Here is a 22,479-nt window from a genome sequence, read left to right on the forward strand (position 1 = left end):
CTGATCAAACTGCCATTATTTTATAAATGATTTGCGCTGTTAATGTTGCCTTAATTTTAGTTTTTCAATAATGCAGTCCTAACAGGAGGAGAGCAGCTGGATGTTGAAGTGGATATTGGGTGCCGTGATCGGCGGTGGAATCATGACGGGAACTGCATATGCAGATTTTTTACCACCAGATCAGGCATTTCAGTTTCAGGTGGTTTCTACAAGTCAGGATCAGGTAGAGCTTAGCTGGAAAATCGCAGAGGGTTATTATCTGTATCATGACCAGCTTAAAGTGTCTCATCAGCAGACCCCAGTTAAGTTGGCACTGCCCAAACCCGAAGACAAAGACGATCCCAATTTCGGTTTGACCCAGGTGTATTATGGGCAAGTCAAAACCAATATGAATGTGCAGCCCAACCAGCAGTTTGTGGTGCAATGGCAGGGCTGTGCAGAAAGTGGTTTATGTTATCCGGTGCAACGTACCACAATAACAACTGATGCAGATGGTTTATTTCCAGCGCAAAACTTAAGCAAGCCTCAAAAGCTGCTGGTCAGCACTACACAGCCAGAAGCAAACAAACAGATTCTGACTGCTCAGAAAGATGAGCTCCAAGCTATAGAGCAAACTCCAAGTACAAATCAAGCGCTGGCTGAAGAAAAGGTAGAGGAAATGCAAGTCGCTGCAGTTTCTGAACCTGTGGTGCAGCCTGAGGTGGAATTAACAGAGAAAAATGACCCGCCTATTGCAGACCCTAAAAATCAAACTTCGTCAGCAGGCATGAATAGCCAGTGGAACAATGACCAGTATTTTTTAAGTCTGCTGTCAGAACAAGGTCTGTTAATTAATGCTCTGATTTTTCTCGGGCTTGGCATTCTGCTGGCATTTTTACCATGTTCTTTACCTTTAATTCCAATTTTAACGGGAATTCTGGTTCAGCAGCACCGGGGCTACCGGGCGGCACTGATTGCGCTGGTCTTCGTTTTGGGTATGGCACTGGTCTATGCGGTCATGGGACTTGCTGTGGCACAGCTCGGTTACAGTTTTCAGCGCTGGTTTCAAAGTCCGGTATTCATCAGTATTTTCAGCATTCTGTTTGTTTTGTTCGCGCTTAATCTGTTCGGAGCATTTCAACTGTCCCTACCCCAGGGAATGTTACAGCGTCTGGATCAATGGCAGCAAAAGCAGAAGGGTGGCACGCTGATTGGTGCTGGTCTCATGGGTATGATCGCCGCACTGATTGTCGGACCATGTATGAGTGCACCGTTGGCCGGTGCCTTAATCTATGTGTCTCAGCTCAATCAACCGATGCTGGGAGCCAGTTATCTGTTCGTCTTAGGCTTTGGGCTGGGCTTGCCGCTATTTATTGCTGCCGTATTTGGGTCCCATCTTTTACCCAAACCTGGCATATGGAGGGATCGCCTGAAGTTTAGCTTTGGCTTTGTCATGCTGGCGCTGGCCTTGTATTTCGCCCGTCCATTATTGCCCAGCATTTTATACCTGAGCCTTTTGGGTGTGGTACTGATCACCTGTTCAGGCTACTTCTTGTTCAAGATGCTGCCCCATGTGCATCGGTCTGTATCGAAAATAGTCTTGATGCTGCTCAGTGGTGTACTGGTCTATGCAGGAGGTATGCAGCTCTATCATGTCTGGAGCCAGGTACAGGTCGCCCATGTGGAATCACGGCTTGAATGGCAGAAGGTCAGCACAGCCGCACAATTGCAACAGGTTTTAGCCAAACATCCTGCACAACCGGTGGTGATAGATGTCTATGCGGACGGGTTTGTGGCTTGTCAACCGATTGAAAAAGAAGTGATTCCACGTAGTGATGTTCAGGCTGCTTTACAAAATGTGGTTCGTATCAAATTGGATCTGACCCACTATCATCCAAGTCAGGATGAGCTGCTAAAAGAATGGCAAATCCTCGGCCCACCCACCTTTATATTTTTAAATGCAGCGCATCAGGAACAGCGGGACTTGCGTTTGACCGGAAGCTTTAGTGCGACACATTTACTAGGCACATTGCAGCAACTGCAAGGGGAGTAACCATGATGATTTCCAGTGATGCATTGCATCTGGGACCTTTGATGTTGCCCTGGACACTCATAATTGTTGCCACTGGCTTGATGCTGTTATCTGCCGTTTTGTTTGGATTAGCCAGAAAGTATTCATGGTCTAAACAGCAGCTTGGACAAAGTCAGGATTTGCTCTGGAGCAGTTTTTTGCTGGGGATGCTGGGTGCACGTCTTGTTTTCGTCCTGCTCAATGCCGAGCTGTATTTTGCAGCACCCATCGACATACTGAAAATCCAGGATAAGGGTTTTCATTTATGGGGCGGGGTGCTGATTGGTGCTTTGTGGTATCTCATTCGAAACAGACAGTTGCAGATCCGATTCAAAGCCATCTTGTTGATCATCTTTATACTTTGGATCGGGCTTGGGCTCGCATTCAAATCCAGTCTAAAAACTGAAGTGGCGTTTCCTGATCTAGCCTTTGCTGGGCTAGAACAGGCGCATCTGGGTACAGACAAGATTCCACTCAGCCAATTCATTGGCCAGCCCACGGTAATTAATTTGTGGGCAAGCTGGTGTCCACCGTGTCACCGCGAAATGCCAGTGTTGGCCAAAGCAGCCCAGCAGCATCCTCAAGTGAATTTTGTCATGCTCAATCAGGGTGAGGAGGTAGCCACCGTAAATGCCTATTTAAGAAAACATCAGTTTCAATTTAAACATGTCCTGCTGGACCCATATGGTGAACTACCCCAGCAGCTGAATAGTTTTGGCCTGCCAACGATGCTGTTTTTTAATGCTCAAGGCCAGCTGGTCGAGCGGCATATGGGGGAACTCAGTCCGGCCATGTTGCAGCAATATTTAAACAGAATTTCAGATCAACCTTAAAAAATGGAAGGACTTAGTATGAACAAAATTTACCAGGTGCTTGGTGCAGGTATGTTCCTGATCATGAGCATGCACACGCAGGCAAATATAAAACAGAACATTGAAAAACAGGGTTTTGTGTTTGTAAAACAGATTCCGGCACCACAAGGAATGACCGGCTGGGTAGGGCATGAAGACCAATACTCCAATACGCTCTTTATCTCCAATGATAATAAATACTATATCAAGGGCGAACTGTTTGATGCGCAAGGGAAAAGCCTGTCCAATGAGCAGATTGAAAAGCATATGAAAAAAGCGGTATTGGACGATGTCTGGAAAACCCTGGAAAAATCGACCTGGATTCAGGATGGCAAGCCAGATGCACCACGGGTGGTCTATGTCTTTTCCGATCCGAATTGTCCATATTGCTATAAATTCTGGCAGGCGGCCCGGCCTTGGGTCGAATCAGGCAAGGTACAGCTGCGTCATATTCAGGTCGGCGTGATCCGTGAAGAAAGCCGGGGTCAGGTGGCAACATTGTTAATGTCGAAAGATCCAGCGGCAGTTTTTAACGATATGAACAAGAATAAAGGCAAAAAGCAGCTCAAGAAAATGGAAAAGATTCCTGCCGAAATTGCTGAAAAGATTGATGCCAATCAGGCCTTGATGGGGAAATACGGCTTTTTTTCCACACCGTCGATGGCCTGGAAAAATAATCAGGGTGAATTTAAATCTACTCAAGGCCTGGCGATGGATGTCAAGGAAATTTTTGAACAATAATATTTTAACTGCATGATAGAAAAGTAATTTTTACTTAAAACATCTATACATGATAGGGAGGCAGATTTACATTGGTGGATAGGCTAAGCATGAAGAGCAGATAAGAAATTTCAAATTTGGATGATCCACGGGTACTGCTTGCTTTGGAACGAACCGCTCTGGCGTGGAATCGGAGTGGTTTGGCATTAATTGCTTTTGGTTTTGTGATTGAAAAATCCAACCTGCTAGTGCAACTGGTGGACCCAGACACTTATGCACAGAAAATAGCTTATTCACAATGGCTGGGAATTGCGGTGATTGTATTTGGTATGTTGGTAAATTTCGCCTCAATCCTGCAATATCGACGGGGGTTGACATCACTGCGACCGCCGGAATTTATTGAAGGTTATTACACCCAGTATCCCGTATGGCTAAATCTGTTTACTGCTTTTAGCGGACTGCTTCTGATCATTTCTTTTTGGCTGCACTAAGAAGAGGGCTGGGCGCAATACAGCTCGTACAGCTTTTGCATCAGGCTCAAGACCTTGGGGTCACTCAGACGATAGAAAATCTGTTTGCCCTCACGTCGGGTGCCAACCATGTCGGCCTTACGCAGTACAGTCAGCTGTTGTGAAAGTGTAGGTTGATGAATATTGGTAGATTCTTCAATTTCCTGAACATTCATTTCCCCGTCGACTAAGATACATAAGATTTTCAGACGATCAGGATTGGCTAAAACTTTTAGGCATTGGCTGACGAAATCGACCTGTGAAAAATCAATTTTGGCATTTGCAGCAATCATATCCATAGATGTCCTCGAAACCTTTGATGTAGCCCGTGCAGTTTACACAATTTACCATAAAACTGCTTGATTATTATTTTTTATTATATAATATAAAAAAGTATATTGTATAGGGATTGATTCATCATGCATGACTTCCTCATCGCATTTATTGGCGGTTTAATGCTCGGACTTTCAGTGGTCGGCTATCTTTACGTCAATGGCCGTATTGCAGGAATCAGTGGTTTGGTTGGGCAGGTATTAAACCCAAAAACCGTATTTAAAACGCCTGCGATCTGGTTTTTATCAGGTTTAATCATCACACCGTTTATTTATGGTCTGTTTGTACAACCTGAAATTGAATTGAATGCCAGCCCATTGATGATGATTGTGGCAGGTCTGCTGGTAGGCTTCGGGACACGTTTGGGGTCGGGCTGTACCAGTGGTCACGGAATTTGTGGCATTAGTCGGCTGTCTAAGCGTTCTATTGTCGCGACGATGACTTTTATGTTTGCAGGTTTTGTCACCGTTTATATTATCCGTCATATCACAGGAGCATTCTAAAATGAAAAATGTGTTTGCCTTTTTATTTGGTGCTCTGTTCTCTGTGGGTCTGATGGTGTCAGGCATGTCCAATCCTGAAAAGGTACTCGATTTCTTGGATCTGTTTGGTGATTGGGATGCCAGTCTGGCCTTTGTGATGATGGGCGCGATTGCGGTGGCCTTTATTCCCTTCCAGAAAGCATTACGTAAGGCTCAACCGAAAACAATATTTAATGAGCCTATTGATTTGCCTAAAAATAATCAGATAGATAAGAAACTGATTACGGGTGCGGTTTTATTTGGTGCAGGTTGGGGGATTGCGGGCATCTGTCCGGCACCAAGTTTCACCTTGATCGGTTTGGGTCACTATCAAGTGCTCTATTTTGTTGTAGCAATGCTGGTGGGTGTATGGATTCACCGTAAATGGTCAGGAGCTTAACTATGCAAGATATTTCAATGGAAAAACAGGTACAACAACCGGTTGTGCAAGATTTCTTTGAAGAAAACACCAATACCTTCAGTTATGTGGTGAGTGATCCTGCAACCGGACATTGTGCCATTATTGACAGTGTCCTGGATTATGATGCGGCCTCGGCCAGCACATCGACTACACATGCAGATCGTATTATTGCCTATGTTAAGGCACAAAATTTAACTGTCGAGTGGATTCTGGAAACCCATGTTCATGCCGATCATCTGACAGCAGCGCAATATCTCAAGGCAGAACTGGGTGGAAAAATTGCCATGAGCCAGAAGATTTCTGTGGTACAGGAAACCTTTGGGGCGATTTATCATCTGGACATGAAACAGTTTAATGCCCTGCAGCCATTTGACTACCTGTTTGAGGATCATGAGCATTTCAAGATTGGTGAAATGGATGCCTATAATATTCCTACGCCAGGGCATACACCGGCCTGTCTCAGCTATGTGATCGGGGATGCGGTATTTGTGGGTGATACCCTGTTTATGCCGGATTATGGTACGGCACGTTGCGATTTTCCGCGTGGTAGTGCATCGACCTTATTCGATTCGGTACAGTCACTGTATCAGCTTTCGCCTGAAACTCGGATGTTCTTGTGTCATGACTATTTGCCTGCAACGCGTCATGATTATGTCTGTGAAACTGATGTACACACCCAGAAAACCCAGAATATTCATATCCAAGAAGGCACCAGTAAAGCAGAGTTTGTCGAAATGCGACATCAGCGTGATGCTACTTTAAATATGCCGAAACTGATTTTGCCGGCAATTCAGATTAATATGAAAGCAGGGCAGTTCCCTGAACCTGAAGCCAATGGTATGTCTTATCTGAAATTGCCATTGAATTATTTTAAATAGTTTTGAACTGCTGCTTCTGTAAGCCCTGTAGATACAGGGCTTTGTTGTTTATAAGACTTGATTATAAAAGGGAAATGCCAGCTCATTTTATTTCCTTCCTATGCTTCACCTCATTCTGTGCCACACTACATTTAAGCATCGGAGGAAAAAAGCAGCTTAGTCTTGATAAATTAAAATAAGTATTTAACTATCCTAAATAATTTTAAAAACTTAACATGACCTGAATATGAGTTCCCCGACCTGAAGACAGGATATTCAGTGTACCATTTGCACGTTGAGCACGTATTTTCATACTTTGTAGCCCTATATGCTTGGCTTCTATAATACATTCAGGATCAAAACCGACGCCATTATCCCGAATATTCAGGATTAATGCATGCTCTGTCTGTTCAAGTCCGATACTAATCTCGCTTGCCTGACTGAACCGTACCGGGTTTATCGGAGCGCAGTATAGCCAACTAGATACAAAAGCATTCCGCGAATCGGCGTTAGAAAGTACAGATCCATTGGCTTTACAGTATGAAAAAACGAGTGTCTATAGTGCGCCGTTATTCATCGGTGCGCAGTTTGACAAAAACTTTGTCTTTAGCGAAGGCGTGATTCAGCCATATGCCCGTTTTGCATTCAGCCATGAGTTGTCTAGCAAACGAGAAATGGATGCAAGTTTTGTTTCTGCACCAGGTTATGTCTTTAGGACACAAGGTGGTGAACCACAACGTAATAGTTTTGATATGAATGTGGGCTTTAAAATGACCTCGATTACCAATCTGTCAATTTTTGGTCAGTACTATGGAAAGTACGCTTCATCAAGTTCGAGTGATCAAGGCGGAAGTATCGGTTTAGAGCTGAACTGGTAATAGATGAGTTAATAAAAACCGGCATAGGCCGGTTTTTTATTAAAGATAAATCTTTAAAATATCAATAAATTACTGGGATATTTTTTTATAGATTTTTCATAAAATTTATAAGTTTTCTGAGTATTTACACATTAAATAAAGAGCTTTTAATGACGACAATATTATTTTTTGACTTCAATTTTCACTAACGCCAAAGCAATCCTGTCCACATGCTGATAAGCCGGTTGTTCTAATTCTTCTCCAAAGATGTCCGGGTCAATCTCTTCATAAGACCAGCTGATATTTTTATACTGCTTCATTAATTTTTCTAAATACTCTACAAAACGATTGCCATCCTGAGTGACGGTAACGCCTGTATATAAGAATATACATCCCCGTAGATTAAGATGCTGGATACCTTCTTTAATGATGCGAAAAGAGAGAGCATTGCCATCTAGCTCATCACCGCCATGCCGGTATTGACGTTGATGTGGGTCGATTAAATAGGGGGGATTGGCAAAAATCAGGTCAAACCGGCCTTGCAGATTTGCAAATAAATCACTCTGTACCGGATGGATTTTTTTTAAACCAGCAAAGTCGATATTCATTTGACTATATAACAGGGCTTTCGGATTAAGATCCGCGACAATCAACTCATCATAATCTAGAAAATTTTTTGCGATACTGACGGCAGCTGCCGAAGTACCACAACATAATTCAACTGCGCGTTTCAATGGATCAGATCGGCTCGCTAAATATTGCTTCAAGTGATAGGCAAAACGATAAGTATCTGGGCCAAAAAATACTGCATCCTGTTCTATGGTCGGAAAGGCAGAGTGAATAAATAACGCATTGTTAAGAGAAGCTACTCGTACCTGACTTAAATATAAGTTTTCCTGAATTTTGAGAAGCTGATGTTCTTCGAGTATGGAAAAAAGCGCAGGATCAAGATCTGTTTTTTTAAATCCAAGATTCCAGCCAAATATATCCTTTAGCGTAATTTCTTTGTTTACATCATTTTGTTTACGATCCAGAATCCGTTGATGAGAAAGTGGGGTAATTGCAGTAAATTGATAGTCTTGCTGTTTTAAGAAATTCAATAAATAAAGTAAAGCCTGTTGTTGGCTGGTTTTTATATCTAAGATCTGGTTCATAAGGATTTTCTCTTGTGATTCTTAGAAAATATCAAGTAATCATTCTGTTGTGCTCATAATAAAAAATGACTCAAAGGATAGCCATAAGAATTGGTTAAGTTTCTTCGTACGTGATAGACAGGTACTTAAAATGAATAAGCTTAATCATCGCTGAAAATGGGAAACTCTTAGGTAAAGAAGTGCTGTGGATTGGTATTATTTATTTTTATCTGCAATCTTGCATAGAGAGAAATAAGTTCACGATATAAAAAATAAAGGCTATCCACCTTACAGATGAATAGCCTTTTAGAATTAAAATTGATAAAAGTCTTAGTCTTTGACTTCCGGTAAATCAAACCAGATTACTTGAGCATCATCCAGAGCTCTCATATCTACTTCATCCAGGAAAGCGATTGCATCACCTGCATTTAAGGTGTATTCGGCAATCTGTACTGAACCTGAAATCACATGCACATAGTTAATATGCTGAGTGGCTTTGATTGCTAAAGCCTGATCTTTTTTGATCACTGCGGTTTTCACTTCAGCATTCTGGCGAATATGCATCGGTGCGTTATCATTTGGTCCACAAATGAGATGCCACTGGTTAGGTTGTTCACGTGGATCCAGCTTAATTTGCTGATAGTTCGGTTGTGCATCATGTTCGTTTGGAATGATCCAGATTTGTAGCAAATGGACCTGTTCATCACCTTGGTTCATTTCACTATGGCGAACACCTGTACCGGCACTCATCAGTTGCCACTCACCCGCAGAAATCCCGCCGTGATTGCCCATGCTGTCCTGATGGGTAATCGTACCTTTAAGTACACAGGTCAGGATTTCCATATTGTCATGTGGGTGTTGACCAAAGCCTTGGTGACCATCGATCAAGTCGTCATTAATCACACGCAGTGCGCTGATACCCATATATTTAGGGTTATACCAGTTACCAAATGAAAAGCTGTGTTTAGATTCCAGCCAGCCCATTTTGACATGACCACGGTTTTCGCTTTTATGCAGGAAAGCATCCATTTTTCATCTCATCTATTTTTTTAACATGATCCTATCTTAGCGTTGTATTTATTTTATAAAAAGCCTATCCATGCGACAGATCATTGCAGTTTTGCAACGATCTGAATTTTATTGAAGCATAAAAAAGCCCACTCGAAAGCGGGCATTTTTTATATAGAACTGATTATTCCAGGAAGCGGACAGTTACACCTGACTTCACTTTACGGCCAAGATCATTGGCATCCCAGTTGGTCAAACGGATACAACCGTGTGAATAAGACTTGGAAATCATCGATGGATTTGGCGTACCATGAATACCAAATGATTTCTTGCTCAGACCAATCCAGATATTACCGACTGGACCATTCGGGCCAGGGGGTAAGGAAAGCGGTTTGGTGTTATTACCTTGAACAAAGTTAGAAGGTGAATAGCTATAATACGGGTTACGCGCCACACCTGTTACTTTATAAGTACCCGTTGGAGAAGGCGTACTAGTATTACCAATACTTGCCGGGAAAGAGGCAATCATTTTATTTTTGCTGTTAAACAGATACAGCTGTTTGGCACCTTTGTGCGCTACAATCAAATGAATGTCTTCAGGCAGGTTGTTACGGACATTAGCAACCAGAAGTTTTTGGCCTGCTTTACTGAAGTTTGCTCCTGGATTGAGCTGTTTCAGGAATGCTTCATCCATGTGGAATTTTTCAGCAAGCATTTCCGACATGCTGGTGTAGTACAGACCAGGCATTTTAGCCTGTAGCGCATAATCAGATGGAATTGATTTTGCCAAAGGTACTTTCAGATCGTCTGCTGAAATGGTGTATTCGACAAATGCAGGCTTAGACGCTTGCAATTCTATCAACTTATCCCAGGTTTCTTTGGTCAATGTACCGGTCGGCTTGATACCATTCATTTGCTGGAAAGAAGCCAGCGCTTTCAGGGTATTTTTACCACTAGTTCCATCAATTGCACCTGGCGAAGCATGAGCATTGTTCAGCATGACATGTGCACGTGCGTAAACAGGGAACTGACCTTTACCAATATCTTCATACCATTCAGCATTATTCAGACCATCTAGCGTCCAAGATGCTTTATTGGCATGAGCAGATGTACTTTTAGCGGCTGCTGTTGGGGCAGCACCGATATCCGCATTTTGATCTTCAGCTGCCTGCAGGCCATCCAGGGTCTCAGAAGCCTGAGTAAGATCGCTTTGTTCCCGAGCTGAAATAGGAGTATCTGTAGATTTGGCTGCTGATGCTTCTGTAGCAAGCGGATCGATCGGGTCTTGAACCGTAACATCAGTCGCTACTTTTTTGGGATTTAATGGCTGTTCAGTAGCAGAAGCAGCGAAGGCAGTACCTGCAATAATGCAACTTAAACTCATTGCGAGCATTGTGCGAACGAACATGTAATTCAACCTAATTATTCATAAACTATTTAAATAACGTAATAAGTATTACAGAAAAACTATGGAGATGCAGTAGTTGTTTTGTGACACCCTTAATTCTTCACTTATGATGATCGATTTTTAAAGTAATGTGAAGTTATTAAAAATGGAGGCTTTTTGCTATGATGTCCTGAATGTCAAAGATTGATGGTAATGTGAATGACGACCTTAAAAAATGATCGTTTTCTGCGTGCATTGTTGCGTGAACCTGTAGATACCACACCCGTATGGATGATGCGCCAGGCAGGCCGTTATTTACCAGAATACCGTGAAACACGCGCCAAGGCAGGGGATTTCCTGTCTCTTTGCAAGAATACCGAATTTGCCTGTGAAGTGACCTTGCAGCCGCTGCGCCGTTATGAACTTGATGCAGCCATTCTATTTTCGGACATTTTGACTGTGCCGGATGCATTAGGTCTGGGTCTGTATTTTGAAGCCGGTGAAGGTCCTAAGTTTCATAAAACCGTACGTACCGAGCAGGATGTAGCGAATCTGCCAGCATTTAATGCCAAAGCAGATCTAGACTATGTCATGAATGCGGTTACTACGATCCGTTCAGCATTAGGTGGACAAGTTCCCTTAATTGGCTTCTCGGGCAGTCCATGGACACTGGCGACTTATATGGTTGAAGGTGGTTCCAGCAAGGATTTCCGCTTTACCAAACAAATGATGTATGCACAGCCTGAAGTGCTGCATGCATTACTTACACGTCTGGCAGATGCAGTAACGGATTACCTGAATGCCCAGATTGATGCAGGTGCTCAGGCGGTGCAGATTTTTGATAGTTGGGGTGGTGCACTAGCGCATCGTGAATATATCGAATTTTCACTTAATTATATGCAGAAAATTGTCGCAGGTTTGCAGCGTGAAAAAGAAGGCCGCAAGATCCCTGTGATCCTTTTCACCAAAGGTGGTGGCCAGTGGCTTGAACCAATGGTAGCAACAGGTGCAGATGCTTTTGGACTGGACTGGACTACGCCGTTGAATGTTGCCCGTCAGACTGTTGCTGGTCGTGCAGCACTACAAGGCAACCTTGATCCTGCAACCTTATATGGTTCTCCAGACGCAATTGCTAAAGCTACCCGGCTGATGCTGGACGATGCATATGCTAATGGTGAAAAGACCGGTTATGTGGCAAATCTTGGACATGGCATTACACAATGGGTAGATCCAGCCCATCCTAAAGCGTTTATTGATACCGTGCATGAGTACAGCGCTAAATATCTTTAGGATGTAAACCTTGATCAACCTACTCAAATCAGGGTTTGAATTTTCTTATAAGGCAGCATCGGCTGCCTTATTTGGGATCTTACTCCTGCTGGCTTTTGCTTTTAGCGCTTCAATGGGGAGTGAACTCTTTTACGGCTTCTACCGTTATGACTACCTTCTATTTTATGCTCTGGTGATTCAGGTCATTCTGTTATATGCCAAATTAGAATCCTGGCCAGAAGCCAGAGTCATTGCGCTATTTCATATTCTGGCGATGGTGATGGAAATTTTTCTAACCCATCCTGCGATTGCTTCCTGGCATTATCCACAACCCGCCATTTTCAAGATCTTAACCGTCCCGTTGTTTGCAGGATTTATGTATTCAGCGGTTGGCAGTTTTTTTGCGCGTTCATTACGTCTGTTTCAGGTCTCTTTTAATCACTTACCTGGTTTTGCCAATATGATGGCACTGGCCTTGTTGTCCTATATTAACTTCATGAGCAAGTTCTTTATTCCAGACTATCGTATTCTTCTTTTTATCTGGAGCGCGCTGATCTTCTGGAAAACTCAAATCCGCTTTCAGCTGAACCGGCATTCCTTTCAGTTGCCGATGTTACCGGTCCTGGCTTTACTGGCCTTTATTATCTGGATTGCAGAGAATATCAGTACCTTTTACCAGATCTGGCTCTATCCAAGTCAGGTAGAAAATTGGCATATGGTCGGCTGGGCAAAATTAGGTTCCTGGTACTTGTTATTATTGCTCAGTCTGGTGCTGGTTATGAAGATTTTAGGGGTACGTGATTCTAGAGGAAATTGGCAGTTGAAAGCTTCTTCATAAAATTAATGTTTTCTTTGGTTAACATGGACGTTTTTAACATTTCGTATCGATCAGCTTCCAGCTAATCTGCTTAATGTGTAATATAAATTACATAATTATATCAATAACAAAGATGCAGAGAATAACCGGAGAATAAGTATGTTGAAAAAAATTATGCTCGCAGCAGTATTAGCGACTGGTTCGAGCCTGGCGATGGCTGACAATGATGTTGGTTGTGGTGTCGGTAGTCAGGTGTGGGCAGGTCAGTCAGGCATTATTCCTAAACTGCTTGCTGGTACTACAAACGTTCTGTTTACTAACCAATGGCTAGGGATTACTTTCGGTACCTTGGGTTGTAGTCAGGGAGGAACAGTCACGGCACAAGTTGTGACGTTTACCAATGAAAATGCGGAAGCATTGGCACGCGATATGGCTGTTGGTGAAGGTGAAAGCCTGAATGTACTTGCAGAATTGCTGAATATTAAATCTGAAGATAAGGCACGCTTCTTTACTTTATCCAAGCAGAATTTCTCTGAAATCTATTCAGAAGAAAATCAAAATACTTTACAGGTTTTGAGCTCATTACAAAACGTGATGGCTAAAGATGAAGTGTTAAAATCTTACATCTAACGGATCCTTAAAAAACCCTGCTACTGGCAGGGTTTTCTTATGACTATAAAAACCCGAGAATACGTTGACTGAATGAAATATGCCTTTTTACTCATAGCTTTGCTATCGAGTCCCGTAAGTTTTGCTACGACCATTTCCCCAGATATTCAGCCTTATCTTGATCAGGCGGTACAGAAGCAGCTGTTTAAGGCGGAAACCTGGCAGCGTTTAATGTATGCCAATAGCAAAGGTCAGAGTGAGGTCAGCTACTCTGGTTATTTTCTGGCAGAGCAGGGAGGAAGTAACCTGCAACAGGAAATGCAGCAGAATATACAGGCATTATTTTTAGCAGCTGCCCCCAACCAGTCCGTGCGCTGCAAGTTTCCCGCACGTAGTCACTGGCTCATGCAGCAGTTAAATATCTCTGAGCAGCAATTGCCTGAGCTAAGTTGCCCTGATCTTGAACGCTGGATTGGGGAGGTTAAGCCTTATAAAGCTACCCTGATTTATGCGACAGATTTTATGGGGAATCCGAGCTCAATGTTTGGGCATACTTTGCTGCGTCTGGACCCTAAAGACCAGCAGGAACTCAAGCTGATTTCTTATGCAGTCAATTATGCAGCGACCGTAGACAGCAATGATAACTGGTCTTTTGCCTGGAAAGGCTTAACCGGGCAATATCCGGGTGAATATTCACTGATGCCTTATTATCGTAAGGTCAAAGAGTATGGGGATTTTGAAAGCCGAGATTTATGGGAATATGAACTTAATCTGACGCCCGAAGAAACCACTTTTCTAGTACAGCATCTGTGGGAAATGCAACAGGTCAATTTCCCTTATTATTTTATTAATGATAATTGTTCATATCGTCTCTTAGGTCTGCTCGACTTAGTCCGACCTGGACTGAATCTGCAAAAACAGTTCGGTACAACCGCTATTCCGGTAGAAACCCTAAAAGTTGTCGAGCAGCAGGGGCTGATTCGGGAAAAAATCTATCGACCAGCCCTCGAAACCCAGTTGCTGGCTCAATCTCGCCAGCATGGTAAAGTTCTGGCAAAAACTGCACATCAGGTCGCTTATGTAGAAACTGCTAAGATGTCTGAGATCTTGCACAACTATCCTGCTGAAGATCAGGCCAAGATACTGGAAATGGCCTATGATCATTTATATCTGGATTTTCTGCGTCAGGAAGTAGATGAAGCATTTGCCCAACCACGCTTTCGCAAGTTATTGGGATTAAGAAGCCAGCTGGCCATAGAGAAACAGCGTCAGCAGCCAGAAACTCCAAAAGTAGATCCGACCCAAAGCCATCATGCACGTAATTTCGTATTTAAGGCTGGACAGGTACAGGATCAAACTGCGATTCAGTTAGGTTTCCGTCAGGCTTATCATGATCTGATGGATCCACAAGGCGGATTACGCACAGGCACTCAATTATTATTTCTCGATGGTGCGCTGCAATACCGTGATGATCGTATCAAACTGGAACATCTAGACCTGTTAACAGTTAATTCTTATAACCCGATTCATGCATTTAAGGTTCCGTTGTCTTGGGGCTTTAATCTGAGCTGGAAACAGGAAGCTCTTGACCGGGAAGGAGGGTTCAGTACTGAGCAGCAGCATGGTGTAGCCAATTTTCAGGTACAGGGTGGCTATAGCTGGGCTAATGCCGAACGTGAACATCTATGTTATGTGCAATTACAAACGCATGTGCAGGCTGGTAAAGCACTTGATGAGGGCTGGCGTGCAGGTCTGGGGCCAACCGCAGGCTGTCAGAATATCTGGACAGACCGAATTAACAGTCTGGTACAGATAGAGCTCCCGTATTGGCATGACAGTCAGCAATGGATGCTCAACCTGAATACAGAACTGCAATATAGCCTAAATATGCAAAATGCCATTCGGATTGGATGGCAATACCAGCATCAGGGAAGCCTAGACTGGCAGGCATTGCATTTACACTATATTCGTTATTTTTAAGTGAATTTTCGAGTAAAATCTCTAAAAGTTACTGATTTAAATAAAAAATAGAAGTTACAATAATATAAGGATTTTGTGGCTGTTTTAGATGTTGTTTCATCAAAATTATGGATGCATGGGGTAACGATAGCTTATAAATTTGATATATTGTTCACCTAATTTATTGGGGTGTTTGAGTATGGACAATGAATGTATGGATATGCTAGCGGGACAGTGGCAGCATATATGCCAAAATTATTCATCAGATGATTTAGTCCATGCCTTCCAGTTTATACAGGATAATGCCCTGATACTGGTGGAAGAGTTTTATAAAAATATGCGGCTGGAAAAAGAGTCGGCAGAGTTCTTTTCTGACGATCTGATTCAGCAGCGTCTGCGCAACACCTTGCATCAATGGCTGTTAGAAAGTTTTAGTGTCGGTATCAATAAGCACTATTTACAGGCTGTACAGAAACAGCATACCGTCGGTCATGTCCATGCCCGGGTAGGTATTCCGTCCTGGCTGATTATGCGTGGTGTACGTGAAATTGAACGCAAGATATTTGAGCTGTTAGAAGAAGATGATCAGTTGCTGACACTGACGACCTGTAGCTATCTGGTACAGGTTATGAGCTTCGCTACTGAAATCATGTGCCGTTCCTATGAGGCAAAAACTGCCAAAAATCAGGAAATCAAGCACAGTTATCGTCTGTTCTCTGCCATGCAGGATGTTGCAGTACAAAAAGATAAGCAGCGTAGTTGCTTACTCGACTGGGAAAATGAGCTGATGTACAAAGTGTTCTCAGGTCAGGAAACCCTACGTCATCCACTACTGTCCAAATCTGAATTTGGCCTATGGTTTATTCATAAAGCCTCGTATGCATTTACTGGCTCAGATCAGGTTCAGCTAATTATTGAACGCATTCATCAGGTCGATACGCTAAATCAGATCATTTTAGAATGTCAGGATGAAGCGAAAAAACTGAACCTGATTCAGCAGATTCGTGAGCTGAATCGTGAGATTCAGCATCTGATTGATCAGCTATTTCAGGTGGCAGAATATATTGAATCGGGTAATGATTCCCTGACTCAATTACTCAATCGTCGCTATCTAAATACCATTATTTCCCGCGAAATTACTTATTCACGTCAGAACCAGACACCGCTTGCCTTATTGGCGCTGGATGCCGATTTCTTTAAAACCATTAACGACAAATTTGGTCATGCGGCGGGTGATCTGGCTCTGAAATTTATTGCGGATGGATTACAGCAATACAGTCAGGGCAGTGACTATGCTTTCCGTGTGGGGGGCGAAGAATTCTTGCTATTGCTGGTTGATACCGATCAACGCCGTGCCATGCATATTGCAGAAAATATCCGTAAATTTGTTGAAGAAGGCATAATCACGACTGCACAGGGTATTCAGTTCAAGTTTACCGTGAGTATTGGCTGTGTGATTTATGATGGTCATCCGGACTACCAGAAGTTCCTGGATACTGCCGATACAGCTTTATATGCAGCAAAAAATACTGGTCGTAATCGGGTGTATCTGGCAAAAAATGACCCGGATACGCGGGTGTTGAATACACCATCACTGACCTAAATTATTGATGGGATTGCAGCGATTCAATCCAGTCTTTAAATTGCTGTTTTTGCTTAATGTACTCGGGATGAAGTTTGGCTTCATCCCATTTTTTTTTAAAGATACGTGCTGCGGCAGCTTTAACGGGATCTTCTCGCTGACGAGGCAATTCGTCTCTGCCGTGGGCGCCGCTCAATCCTTTTTTGTCATCTGGCACCGGACCGTCATATTTTTTACCGCCTTTATGATTAGCATAGCGGCGGGCACGGGTATAGCCCATCTGCAAGAATTTACGTGCCATATCCGCACCAATAAAATCTTCTTTTTCCAGATAATCTATAAACATGGCATAAATCTTAGTACTGCTCGCTTGGGCTTTCTCTTCATCGGCAAAACGCCAATGTGGCAAAATTTCCGATTTATACGGTTCAACTGAAAGCACGCCCTGTTCACCACGTCCAATCCTGTACAATTCAGGCCGTTTTCTAAAATCAATTTTTTCAAAATCCAGCGAGTAATCAAAACTGGTCGAAACTACCCGCGAGGTTTTACGGGGAACATTTTTTGAAGATTTTTTAATCGTCATATTTTCTCCTTATGTATCTATATTTCCCTATAACCATGAATGCCTGTCTGTATTTTTGAAGTCCATGAGCTTTCTTAAAATGTATGTATTTTTTATTAAGTGCAATAGACAAGCAGATCAATCTGCATAACTGAACAGATGATCAGGAATAATGTAGGATGGAAGTGTGCTAAAGCGGGTAGTGATGCTGTAATGAATTGTAGAAGTCGAATTTATTTATAATTTTAAAAAGAAAAACCTGCAAAAGCAGGTTTTAGGCTTCAACTACGACAAAGTATTTTTTGACTGCCTCTACCACTTCAAAAGTACCGACAAAGCCTGGCGGAATAATACCTGCATCACCGGCTTTGATTTCTACATAACTTTTTTTGTTGGCATCATGCAGGCGAACTGTACCTTCAATGACCGTAAAGAATTCCTGTTTATTCTCAGCGAACACAATATTCCATGCACCTATTTCACATTCCCAGATACCACAATTCATATTGGGATGATCATACAAGCTTTGTGTAGAACGTTTAGGATTGCCAGCGACCAGGCGATCAGGACGGGGATAATCAATTATGGTTTCACTCTGGGTTAAACCATGACCTGCTAACCAAATTGATGACATAGTGAATCCTCAAGTTAAAGTTATCTGAAATTGAACAAATTAAAGCACATATAAAAAAGCCTCAACAAGTGTCGAGGCTTTTGAAATCAAAACGATTAGTAAGCTTCAGGTACTGCGCTCAGGAATTCACGACGTTCTTCTTTATTGGTTTTAAAATCACCCACAAAAGAAACAGTACGTGTCGTTGATTCCTGCTTACCCACACCACGCATCATCATGCACATATGCGCAGAATCAATTACTACAGCCACACCACGTGCGCTAGTCACTTCAGCCACTGCTTCTGCAATTTGCTGGGTCAGATTTTCCTGAATCTGTAAGCGACGTGCAAACATTTCAGTAATACGGGCAAATTTAGACAGACCTAAAACACGGCCTTCTGGCAAATAAGCAATGTGCACACGACCATAAAATGGCAATAAATGGTGTTCACACAGCGAATAGAATTCGATATTTTTGACCAAAACCATCTCATGGTTATCAGACGGGAATACCGCATTATTGGTCACTTCTTCCAGAGTCTGGCTATAGCCGGAAGTTAAATACGAAAAAGCTTTCGCAGCACGCACAGGCGTATCTTTGAGACCAGGGCGATTTAAATCTTCACCAACGGCAGTAAGAATGTTTGCGTAGGATTGCTGCATAGTCATATGACGTATTCACTTACACTGAGATAGAACAAGGACGGCATTGTAGCAGAAAACTATTACATTGCCTTAATTTGGAGTTAATTCCGATTACTGTTTGAACTTTGGATTCTTTTCCGCACGCTTGAGCAGAACCAGCACAGCGCCAGTACCGCCCTGGTTTTCAGGTGCGCTGACAAAGGCCAAAACATCACGGTGCTGACGCAGCCAGCCATTTACGTAGGTCTTTAAAATGGCTTCCGGACCTTTACCATGTACGATCTTAATTACGTTCTGATTTTCATCTTTCGCCATCTGGATAATTTGCAATACTGCAACACGTGCTTCTTCCACGGTACAGCCGTGCAGATCGACTGCTTCATACCAGCGCAGATTGCCGGCTTTCAGATCTTCAAAGACTTTGTGCTGTAGGGTCGCAATGCGATAGCTCAACGCAGCCTGACTTCCGACTGGATTCAGTATGGCCTGGGTATCTGAAAGGGCAGTTTCATCAGTCTGCATCGGACCTTCAGCAGCAGCACGTTTGGCTAGTGTCTGTGCATCCGGTTTTTTCTTGCCGGCTTTTTCGATTTTTGCGATATTGCCATTATCGATTTTTTGTACACCCTGCATCTGTTTACGAAACAATTCCAGCTCATCAGCTTGTTCCTGTTCAGGTGTTTTCACCACAGGTGCTTCAACTTCAACGCGTGGCTGTGGATTGCTGATCTGTTTTTTAAATTGCTTTAGTAAGTTAAACTGATCTTTGGAAAGCGAAGAATCGTGTTTGCTCATAATCAAAAAACATGCAAGATGCGAAAATATTGATAAATTATAGTCCTGATTCAAGAAAATGAGAACTGCATTGCGCTTATACTGTTTAGGTATTCTGTTCAAGTGAATATTTAAATGAAATTTAAACGTGAATATACAATAAGAGCTCACGTTTATTATTTGATTTTTTAGGTCTTACTGTTCATATAAGCAGAATGTATTTGATTATATCCAGGCTGATAGGCTGATAGGCTGATAGGCTGATAGGCTGATAGGCTGAATTTTAGAGAGAGATTTCAAGCTGGGGCAGAACAGAAAAACAGATAAATTAGAAGGTCTAAAAGTTGATTCAGGGAGTAGGAAGAATCAGGGCAAAACGAATTTTGCCCTGAATTGAAAATTTTTATACAGCTTCTGGTTCACCAAACAGTTCGCGGAATGCATGATCCGGACGCGGCTGTTTCATAAAGCTTTCACCAACCAGAAAGGCATGAATATCATGTTCCTGCATCATCGCGACATCTGCAGGTGTTGAAATACCACTTTCAGTCACCAACAGGCGAGATGGATCGAGTAACTGTTTTAAACGCAGTGAGGTATTTAAATCAACATCAAAGGTCTTCAAGTTACGGTTATTTACCCCCAACAGGCAGCGATCTGAAAGTTTAAGCGCACGTTCGAGTTCGGCCTCATCATGCACTTCGACTAAAACATCCAGATGATGCTCAAAAGCAGTCTTCGACATTTCTTCCAGTTGCTGATCAGACAGGCAAGCCACAATCAGCAAGATACAGTCTGCATGTAAAGCTCGCGCTTCAATCACCCCATAAGGATCAATCAGGAAATCTTTACGTAGGGCTGGCAAATCGCAATGCGAACGTGCAATCTGAATATTCTCATCAGCACCCTGGAAGAAATCCACATCGGTCAATACGGATAAACATGCAGCGCCTGCATCCTGATACTGTGCGGCAATTTCCGCTGGATTAAAGTTTTCACGGATAATGCCTTTGGATGGAGAGGCTTTTTTGATTTCAGCAATCACCCCCGGGCGCTTAGCCAGCAATGATTGAGCAAAGCCACGTACAGGTGTGGCAGCTTGAGCCAGCTCTTCAACATCCTTATAACTTTTTTGCTTCAGACGTGCAGCAAATTCTTCTTTTTTCCGGTCTACGATCTTACCTAGAATCGTATTTGCGATATCTACCATGATTAAAAATTCCTGCTGTCTTAGATGTCGTATTCTTTGAGCGTATTGCCAAATTCTGCCAAAATGCCCATTTTTTCTAGAGCTTGCCCCCCATAAATAATGTCATGGGCAAGAGCAACACCCTGTTTATAGCTGGTGGTTAAACCAGCTACATAGATACCTGCACCAGCATTAAGCGCCACCATATTTGCGGCTTTTTCACCAATTTCAGATTTCTTTTTGCTTAATGCGTCTTTAATCAGTTTTAAGCTGTCGGCAGCACTGTCAATGGTTAGACCTGTTAAGGTTTGAGAGGCAATATCGACCTGTTCAGGAATAATTTCCCATTCAGTGATTTCACCATTCTTGAGTTCAGCCACATAAGTTTTAGATGCTAAACTGATTTCATCTAAACCATCTTGTGAATGCACCACCATGACGTGTTCAGCACCGAGTTGCTTAAGCACTTCAGCCATTGGGCGGCACAATTCATGTGAGAAAACACCAATGACAAAGCGTTTTACTCCAGCCGGATTCGTAAGCGGGCCGAGTAAATTAAAAATACTACGGAAACCCAATTCTTTACGTGGCACAGCGGCATATTTCATCGCTTTGTGATGATTTGGGGCGAATAAAAACCCTACACCAATTTCACGAATGCAACGTTCACTTTGCTCAAGACTCAGATCAAGGCGGATACCTGCTTGCTCTAGGACATCAGATGAACCTGATTTACCAGAAACCCCACGACCGCCATGTTTAGCAACAGTTCCGCCTGCAGCCGCAATCACAAAACTTGAAGCAGTAGAGACGTTAAATAAGTTCTGACCATCACCGCCTGTGCCAACAATGTCGACCAAATATGGCAAATCGCTGACATCAATTTTCAGTGCCAATTCACGCATTACACGTGCTGCAGCAGTAATTTCATCGATGCTTTCGCCTTTTAAGCGTAGACCCATCATCAGGGCGCCAATTTGTGCATCAGTGGCTTCACCCGACATGATGCAACGCATCACGTCTTCCATTTGTGGCTGAGTCAGGTGAATGTTTTTTGTAATATGGTTTAAAGCTTGTTGAATGTTCATCATTATTTACGCATAAATTTCTAGGAAGTTTTTAAAGATTTGATGGCCATGCTGGCTCAGGATGGACTCCGGATGGAACTGCACACCTTCAACAGGCAATGTCTTATGTTTTACGCCCATGATTTCTTCCATTGAGCCATCTGCTTCATTGGTCCAGCAGGTCACTTCCAGACATTCCGGCAAGGTCGCCTGATCAATCACCAATGAGTGATAGCGCGTCGCAGAAAATGGAGAAGGCAGGTTGCTGAAAATCCCTTTGTCACTGTGATACATGTCGGATAGACGGCCGTGCATGACACGTTTAGCGCGTACAATGTCACCGCCAAATGCCTGACCAATACTTTGATGGCCGAGACATACGCCTAATAGCGGAATCTTGCCAGAAAAGTGCTGAATCGCAGGAATGGAAATACCGGCTTCACTTGGAGAACATGGACCAGGACCAATGACCAGATACTTGGGTTGCCATCGCTCAATATCTTCCAAAGTCACGGCATCATTACGGACTACTTTTACTTCTTGATTCAGCTCGCCAAAGTACTGGACGATGTTGTAAGTAAAGGAGTCATAGTTGTCGATCATTAAAAGCATGAGCTTAACCTATTGAAATTAATGTACTTAAATTGTGCTTGAGTAATTCAGAGCGTGCTTTATTAGCAGTTTTTTAGCTAGCTAGAAAAGCTGACTAAACTGTTGATTTCATTGTGTGAAAATAAAGCG

General features: G+C 42.8%; 24 protein-coding genes. 13 read left to right on the top strand and 11 right to left on the bottom strand.

All coding sequences use genetic code 11. From position 1 onward, the window contains the following. The first annotated feature begins 100 nt into the window (after window positions 1-100). The 4 genes from dsbD to HADU_RS03560 all read left to right on the top strand — a co-directional run bounded on the left by dsbD (window position 101) and on the right by HADU_RS03560 (window position 4,112). The gene (gene dsbD, locus HADU_RS03545; protein WP_008303627.1) at window positions 101-2,032 is read left to right on the top strand and encodes a protein-disulfide reductase DsbD; all 1,932 of its coding nucleotides are present in this window, start codon (window positions 101-103) and stop codon (window positions 2,030-2,032) included. Between the two features lie 2 nt (window positions 2,033-2,034). Next, window positions 2,035-2,883 carry a TlpA disulfide reductase family protein gene (locus HADU_RS03550; RefSeq protein ID WP_008303629.1) on the top strand — a complete coding sequence of 283 codons (849 nt, stop codon included), beginning with the start codon at window positions 2,035-2,037 and terminating at the stop codon, window positions 2,881-2,883. Between the two features lie 18 nt (window positions 2,884-2,901). Beyond that, window positions 2,902-3,642, top strand: coding sequence for a thiol:disulfide interchange protein DsbG (gene dsbG / locus HADU_RS03555; RefSeq protein ID WP_008303631.1), 741 nt, complete (start codon window positions 2,902-2,904; stop codon window positions 3,640-3,642). Between the two features lie 107 nt (window positions 3,643-3,749). Further along, window positions 3,750-4,112: a YidH family protein gene (locus HADU_RS03560; RefSeq protein WP_004646570.1), complete on the top strand. Its 363-nt coding sequence runs from the start codon at window positions 3,750-3,752 to the stop codon at window positions 4,110-4,112. On the opposite strand, the gene HADU_RS03565 is transcribed toward HADU_RS03560, so the two are convergent. Beyond that, window positions 4,109-4,429, bottom strand: coding sequence for an ArsR/SmtB family transcription factor (locus HADU_RS03565; protein WP_008303634.1), 321 nt, complete (start codon window positions 4,427-4,429; stop codon window positions 4,109-4,111). The two genes, HADU_RS03560 and HADU_RS03565, sit on opposite strands and share 4 nt — an antisense overlap. Window positions 4,430-4,549: 120 nt before the next feature. Between HADU_RS03565 and HADU_RS03570 the strand changes: the two genes are divergently transcribed. From HADU_RS03570 to HADU_RS03585, 4 genes are all read left to right on the top strand, one after another. Continuing rightward, entirely contained in the window at window positions 4,550-4,966 is a 417-nt protein-coding gene (locus tag HADU_RS03570; RefSeq protein ID WP_004810628.1) for a YeeE/YedE family protein, read from the top strand. A gap of 1 nt (window position 4,967) precedes the next feature. After that, a complete protein-coding gene (locus HADU_RS03575; protein WP_008303636.1) occupies window positions 4,968-5,384 on the top strand; it encodes a DUF6691 family protein in 417 nt (138 codons plus the stop codon). 2 nt (window positions 5,385-5,386) lie between these two features. After that, on the top strand, window positions 5,387-6,283 hold the full coding sequence (locus tag HADU_RS03580; protein ID WP_008303638.1) for an MBL fold metallo-hydrolase: 897 nt from the start codon (window positions 5,387-5,389) through the stop codon (window positions 6,281-6,283). A 437-nt stretch (window positions 6,284-6,720) separates the two neighbouring features. Beyond that, entirely contained in the window at window positions 6,721-7,140 is a 420-nt protein-coding gene (locus HADU_RS03585; protein WP_081398997.1) for an autotransporter domain-containing protein, read from the top strand. A 161-nt stretch (window positions 7,141-7,301) separates the two neighbouring features. Here HADU_RS03585 and HADU_RS03590 read toward each other — a convergent pair whose 3' ends face one another. The 3 genes from HADU_RS03590 to HADU_RS03600 form a co-directional block, all read right to left on the bottom strand. After that, the gene (locus tag HADU_RS03590) at window positions 7,302-8,273 is read right to left on the bottom strand and encodes a methyltransferase (RefSeq protein ID WP_008303640.1); all 972 of its coding nucleotides are present in this window, start codon (window positions 8,271-8,273) and stop codon (window positions 7,302-7,304) included. 309 nt (window positions 8,274-8,582) lie between these two features. Next, complete coding sequence (locus HADU_RS03595; protein ID WP_008303642.1) at window positions 8,583-9,281, bottom strand: pirin family protein; 699 nt, start codon at window positions 9,279-9,281, stop codon at window positions 8,583-8,585. Window positions 9,282-9,444: 163 nt separating this feature from the next. After that, window positions 9,445-10,668: a L,D-transpeptidase family protein gene (locus HADU_RS03600; protein ID WP_008303645.1), complete on the bottom strand. Its 1,224-nt coding sequence runs from the start codon at window positions 10,666-10,668 to the stop codon at window positions 9,445-9,447. 198 nt (window positions 10,669-10,866) lie between these two features. Between HADU_RS03600 and hemE the strand changes: the two genes are divergently transcribed. The 5 genes from hemE (at window position 10,867) to HADU_RS03625 (ending at window position 16,904) form a co-directional block, all read left to right on the top strand. Then, window positions 10,867-11,937 (top strand): uroporphyrinogen decarboxylase, encoded by a 1,071-nt coding sequence (hemE, locus tag HADU_RS03605; protein ID WP_005221411.1) that lies wholly within the window; start codon window positions 10,867-10,869, stop codon window positions 11,935-11,937. Window positions 11,938-11,947: 10 nt separating this feature from the next. After that, a complete protein-coding gene (locus HADU_RS03610; protein WP_008303648.1) occupies window positions 11,948-12,754 on the top strand; it encodes a DUF817 family protein in 807 nt (268 codons plus the stop codon). A 138-nt stretch (window positions 12,755-12,892) separates the two neighbouring features. After that, window positions 12,893-13,363: a DUF3015 family protein gene (locus HADU_RS03615; RefSeq protein ID WP_004810609.1), complete on the top strand. Its 471-nt coding sequence runs from the start codon at window positions 12,893-12,895 to the stop codon at window positions 13,361-13,363. A 72-nt stretch (window positions 13,364-13,435) separates the two neighbouring features. Beyond that, entirely contained in the window at window positions 13,436-15,322 is a 1,887-nt protein-coding gene (locus HADU_RS03620) for a DUF4105 domain-containing protein (protein WP_008303651.1), read from the top strand. A 178-nt stretch (window positions 15,323-15,500) separates the two neighbouring features. Beyond that, entirely contained in the window at window positions 15,501-16,904 is a 1,404-nt protein-coding gene (locus HADU_RS03625; protein WP_008303653.1) for a diguanylate cyclase, read from the top strand. A 1-nt stretch (window position 16,905) separates the two neighbouring features. Here HADU_RS03625 and HADU_RS03630 read toward each other — a convergent pair whose 3' ends face one another. From HADU_RS03630 to HADU_RS03660, 7 genes are all read right to left on the bottom strand, one after another. Then, on the bottom strand, window positions 16,906-17,469 hold the full coding sequence (locus HADU_RS03630; protein ID WP_008303655.1) for a DUF4385 domain-containing protein: 564 nt from the start codon (window positions 17,467-17,469) through the stop codon (window positions 16,906-16,908). Between the two features lie 253 nt (window positions 17,470-17,722). Further along, window positions 17,723-18,082 (bottom strand): cupin domain-containing protein, encoded by a 360-nt coding sequence (locus tag HADU_RS03635; RefSeq protein ID WP_008303657.1) that lies wholly within the window; start codon window positions 18,080-18,082, stop codon window positions 17,723-17,725. Between the two features lie 95 nt (window positions 18,083-18,177). Then, window positions 18,178-18,726, bottom strand: coding sequence for a GTP cyclohydrolase I FolE (folE, locus tag HADU_RS03640; RefSeq protein ID WP_017401324.1), 549 nt, complete (start codon window positions 18,724-18,726; stop codon window positions 18,178-18,180). 93 nt (window positions 18,727-18,819) lie between these two features. After that, window positions 18,820-19,503: a Smr/MutS family protein gene (locus tag HADU_RS03645; RefSeq protein ID WP_008303660.1), complete on the bottom strand. Its 684-nt coding sequence runs from the start codon at window positions 19,501-19,503 to the stop codon at window positions 18,820-18,822. A gap of 382 nt (window positions 19,504-19,885) precedes the next feature. Continuing rightward, on the bottom strand, window positions 19,886-20,692 hold the full coding sequence (trpC, locus tag HADU_RS03650) for an indole-3-glycerol phosphate synthase TrpC (RefSeq protein ID WP_008303662.1): 807 nt from the start codon (window positions 20,690-20,692) through the stop codon (window positions 19,886-19,888). A 20-nt stretch (window positions 20,693-20,712) separates the two neighbouring features. Next, window positions 20,713-21,759 carry an anthranilate phosphoribosyltransferase gene (gene trpD, locus HADU_RS03655; protein ID WP_008303664.1) on the bottom strand — a complete coding sequence of 349 codons (1,047 nt, stop codon included), beginning with the start codon at window positions 21,757-21,759 and terminating at the stop codon, window positions 20,713-20,715. Between the two features lie 6 nt (window positions 21,760-21,765). Further along, window positions 21,766-22,350, bottom strand: a complete 585-nt coding sequence (locus tag HADU_RS03660) for an anthranilate synthase component II (RefSeq protein ID WP_004893775.1) — start codon at window positions 22,348-22,350, stop codon at window positions 21,766-21,768. Window positions 22,351-22,479: the final 129 nt, after the last annotated feature.

The sequence above is a fragment of the Acinetobacter sp. HA genome (assembly GCF_000264725.1).
Classification (GTDB): Bacteria; Pseudomonadota; Gammaproteobacteria; order Pseudomonadales; family Moraxellaceae; genus Acinetobacter; species Acinetobacter schindleri.

Excerpts from the sequence above, each read along its gene's own strand:
- dsbD (WP_008303627.1), top strand. The coding sequence starts at position 101 with ATGTTGAAGTGGATATTGGGTGCCGTGATCGGCGGTGGAATCATGACG.
- HADU_RS03550 (WP_008303629.1), top strand. The coding sequence starts at position 2,035 with ATGATGATTTCCAGTGATGCATTGCATCTGGGACCTTTGATGTTGCCC.
- dsbG (WP_008303631.1), top strand. The coding sequence starts at position 2,902 with ATGAACAAAATTTACCAGGTGCTTGGTGCAGGTATGTTCCTGATCATG.
- HADU_RS03565 (WP_008303634.1), bottom strand. The coding sequence starts at position 4,429 with ATGGATATGATTGCTGCAAATGCCAAAATTGATTTTTCACAGGTCGAT.
- HADU_RS03570 (WP_004810628.1), top strand. The coding sequence starts at position 4,550 with ATGCATGACTTCCTCATCGCATTTATTGGCGGTTTAATGCTCGGACTT.
- HADU_RS03575 (WP_008303636.1), top strand. The coding sequence starts at position 4,968 with ATGAAAAATGTGTTTGCCTTTTTATTTGGTGCTCTGTTCTCTGTGGGT.
- HADU_RS03580 (WP_008303638.1), top strand. The coding sequence starts at position 5,387 with ATGCAAGATATTTCAATGGAAAAACAGGTACAACAACCGGTTGTGCAA.
- HADU_RS03590 (WP_008303640.1), bottom strand. The coding sequence starts at position 8,273 with ATGAACCAGATCTTAGATATAAAAACCAGCCAACAACAGGCTTTACTT.
- HADU_RS03595 (WP_008303642.1), bottom strand. The coding sequence starts at position 9,281 with ATGGATGCTTTCCTGCATAAAAGCGAAAACCGTGGTCATGTCAAAATG.
- HADU_RS03600 (WP_008303645.1), bottom strand. The coding sequence starts at position 10,668 with ATGTTCGTTCGCACAATGCTCGCAATGAGTTTAAGTTGCATTATTGCA.
- hemE (WP_005221411.1), top strand. The coding sequence starts at position 10,867 with ATGACGACCTTAAAAAATGATCGTTTTCTGCGTGCATTGTTGCGTGAA.
- HADU_RS03615 (WP_004810609.1), top strand. The coding sequence starts at position 12,893 with ATGTTGAAAAAAATTATGCTCGCAGCAGTATTAGCGACTGGTTCGAGC.
- HADU_RS03620 (WP_008303651.1), top strand. The coding sequence starts at position 13,436 with ATGAAATATGCCTTTTTACTCATAGCTTTGCTATCGAGTCCCGTAAGT.
- HADU_RS03625 (WP_008303653.1), top strand. The coding sequence starts at position 15,501 with ATGGACAATGAATGTATGGATATGCTAGCGGGACAGTGGCAGCATATA.
- HADU_RS03630 (WP_008303655.1), bottom strand. The coding sequence starts at position 17,469 with ATGACGATTAAAAAATCTTCAAAAAATGTTCCCCGTAAAACCTCGCGG.
- HADU_RS03635 (WP_008303657.1), bottom strand. The coding sequence starts at position 18,082 with ATGTCATCAATTTGGTTAGCAGGTCATGGTTTAACCCAGAGTGAAACC.
- folE (WP_017401324.1), bottom strand. The coding sequence starts at position 18,726 with ATGCAGCAATCCTACGCAAACATTCTTACTGCCGTTGGTGAAGATTTA.
- HADU_RS03645 (WP_008303660.1), bottom strand. The coding sequence starts at position 19,503 with ATGAGCAAACACGATTCTTCGCTTTCCAAAGATCAGTTTAACTTACTA.
- trpC (WP_008303662.1), bottom strand. The coding sequence starts at position 20,692 with ATGGTAGATATCGCAAATACGATTCTAGGTAAGATCGTAGACCGGAAA.
- trpD (WP_008303664.1), bottom strand. The coding sequence starts at position 21,759 with ATGAACATTCAACAAGCTTTAAACCATATTACAAAAAACATTCACCTG.
- HADU_RS03660 (WP_004893775.1), bottom strand. The coding sequence starts at position 22,350 with ATGCTTTTAATGATCGACAACTATGACTCCTTTACTTACAACATCGTC.